This window comes from Mesorhizobium sp. M7A.F.Ca.CA.003.01.2.1 (assembly GCF_003998945.1).
In the GTDB taxonomy this organism is placed as follows: Bacteria; Pseudomonadota; Alphaproteobacteria; order Rhizobiales; family Rhizobiaceae; genus Mesorhizobium; species Mesorhizobium ciceri.
In genome coordinates, this window is record NZ_RZRA01000799.1 from 1 (window position 1) to 2703 (window position 2703).

Sequence of the window (2703 nt, forward strand, 5' to 3'; positions counted from 1 at the left end):
TTGCCGGCACGCTCGAAGGCGCGTTCCAGGATGCGGATGCCAAGACCCGAATATTGCTTGCGGATGGCGTTCTTGGTGGCACGGCGGATGGCCGAGCGCGCCTTGCCGGTGACGACGACCGATTCCCACGCCGCCGGCGGCACCTGCGCCTTGGAGCGGATGATCTCGACCTCGTCGCCGTTCTTCAGTTCCGTCATCAGCGGCATGATGCGGCCGTTGACCTTGGCACCGACGCAGGTGTCGCCGACATCGGTGTGCACCGCATAGGCGAAGTCGATCGGTGTCGCGCCGCGCGGCAGCGCAATCAACATGCCTTTCGGGGTGAAGCAGAACACCTGGTCCTGGAACAGTTCCAGCTTGGTATTTTCGAGGAAATCCTCAGGGTTGTCGCCTTCGGCAAGCTGCTCGATGGTGCGGCGCAGCCAGGCGTAGGCGTTGGTTTCCTTTGAAATCGCGTGGGCGGCGCCATTCGTCTTGCCGCCGGTATCCTTGTAGATCGAATGGGCGGCGACGCCGTATTCGGCGATCTTGTTCATCTCTCGGGTACGGATCTGCAGCTCGACACGCTGGCGCGACGGGCCGACAATGGTGGTGTGGATCGAGCGGTAGTCGTTCTGTTTCGGCGTCGAGATGTAGTCCTTGAAGCGACCCGGCACCATCGACCACGCGGTGTGGATGGCGCCAAGCGCCCGGTAGCAGTCCTCGACCGTGTCGACGACGACGCGAAAGCCGAAGATGTCAGAGAGCTGCTCGAAGGACAGCGCCTTGGCCTCCATCTTGCGGAACACCGACCACGGCTTCTTCTGCCGGCTCTTTACGCTGGCGTTGATCGCATGCTTCTCGAACAACGTGGACAGTGCCTTTTCGATGTCCGTCAGCACGCCCTTGTTGCGTTCGAAGATTTCGGCAAGCCGTGCGGTGACGGCGCGATAGGCTTCAGGATTAATGAAGCGGAAGGCGATCTCCTCCAGCTCTTCACGCATGCCTTGCATGCCCATGCGCCCGGCCAGCGGTGCGTAGATATCCATCGTCTCCTCGGCGATGCGCAGGCGCTTGGCCTCCGGCATGTGGTCGAGGGTGCGCATATTGTGCAAACGATCGGCGAGCTTGACCAGCAGCACGCGGACATCTTCCGAAATCGCCAGCAGAAGCTTTCTCAGGTTTTCCGCCTGCTCGGCCTTCTTCGAGACCAGATCGAGCTTCTTCAACTTGGTCAGGCCCTCGACCAGCTTGCCCATTTCGGGGCCGAACAGATCGTCGATCTCGGCCCGCGTGGCGGTCGTGTCCTCGATGGTGTCGTGCAGCAGGGCGACCGCGATCGTCGCCTCGTCCATATGCATTTCGGTGAGGATGGCGGCGACTTCGAGCGGATGCGAGAAATACGGATCGCCGGAAGCGCGCTTCTGGTGGCCATGCTTCTGCATGGCATAGACATAGGCCTTGTTGAGCAACGCCTCGTTGACGTCAGGCTTGTAGCGCTGGACGCGCTCGACAAGCTCATACTGACGCATCATGGGCGGAATCTCGCGGTGCTGAAATGATTGATGCGCCGCACTAGCGTACGGCGCATCCCATAGATAGCCACGAAACTGACTGGACGGAAGTGCCGGAAACGTATTCCAGGCAGGTCCAGAACGCTGGCTTAGTAGTCGTCGCTCTTTTCCGGCGGCACCAGGCCCTCGATGCCGGCCAGGAGGTCTTCCTCGGTCATCCGGTCGAAGGTGATGTTCTCCTCGGCGTCGTCGGCGTCGGTGGCGGCAACGGCGGTGCCGGTCTGATCGGCAATCGCCTCGCCATCGGCCTCGGGCTCGTCGACCTCGACATGCTTCTGCAGCGAATGGATCAGATCTTCCTTGAGGTCGTCGGGCGACAGCGTCTCATCGGCGATCTCGCGCAGCGCCACAACCGGATTCTTGTCGTTGTCACGCGGCACTGTGATCGGCGCGCCCTGGCTGATCTGCCGGGCACGATGGCCGGCAAGGAGCACCAGCTCGAAGCGGTTGTCGACCTTGTCGATGCAATCTTCAACGGTTACGCGGGCCATGGATTGCCCCTTTCATGCGATGGATTTGATGGAAAACAGGCTCGGTCCATAACCCGAACGCCGCCAAAATACAAGCATCATGGCAATGGCTGGGTTGCATGGCGCCCAAACCTTGGTTCAAACACCCGATTTGGCAAAACCAGTCTGTGCTATGTGTTCGGTGTCCCGATCACAATTGCTTGCAGTGCCGCACGCGCCCTTGGATTGCCGCGAAACTGGCGCTATCTCGGATGGCATAGAGGTCAGCCGGTTTATTATGAGCCTGACCGAACGCTATCGCATTTGGTTTAGACGGGTGTTTATTTCGAGAAGGAATATTTTCCATGTTCGACCCTCGTGAAAAAATCGCCCTATTCATCGACGGCGCCAATCTCTACGCGACGTCGCGCGCGCTCGGCTTCGACATCGACTACCGCAAGCTTCTGTCGAGCTTCCAGAAGCGCGGCTATCTGCTGCGCGCCTATTATTACACGGCGCTGGTCGAGGATCAGGAATACTCCTCGATCCGTCCGCTGATCGACTGGCTCGACTATAATGGCTTCAAGGTGGTCACCAAGCCGGCCAAGGAATTCACCGACTCGACCGGCCGCCGCAAGATCAAGGGCAATATGGACATCGAGCTCACCGTCGATGCGCTGGAACTCGCCGATGTCGTCGAC

Annotated in this window: 3 protein-coding genes; 1 reads left to right on the top strand and 2 read right to left on the bottom strand. The window is 60.0% G+C overall.

The features are described 5' to 3' along the window. Together EN969_RS25740 and rpoZ are read right to left on the bottom strand one after the other, a co-directional pair. On the bottom strand, positions 1–1514 hold a 1514-nt coding region (locus tag EN969_RS25740), incomplete at its 3' end, for a bifunctional (p)ppGpp synthetase/guanosine-3',5'-bis(diphosphate) 3'-pyrophosphohydrolase (protein WP_164758484.1). Positions 1515–1642: 128 nt separating this feature from the next. Next, a complete protein-coding gene (gene rpoZ, locus EN969_RS25745) occupies positions 1643–2044 on the bottom strand; it encodes a DNA-directed RNA polymerase subunit omega (protein WP_013532591.1) in 402 nt (133 codons plus the stop codon). 323 nt (positions 2045–2367) lie between these two features. On the opposite strand from rpoZ, the gene EN969_RS25750 reads away from it, so the two are divergent. Further along, the coding region (locus tag EN969_RS25750) for an NYN domain-containing protein (RefSeq protein ID WP_127419509.1) at positions 2368–2703 on the top strand (336 nt) is incomplete at its 3' end.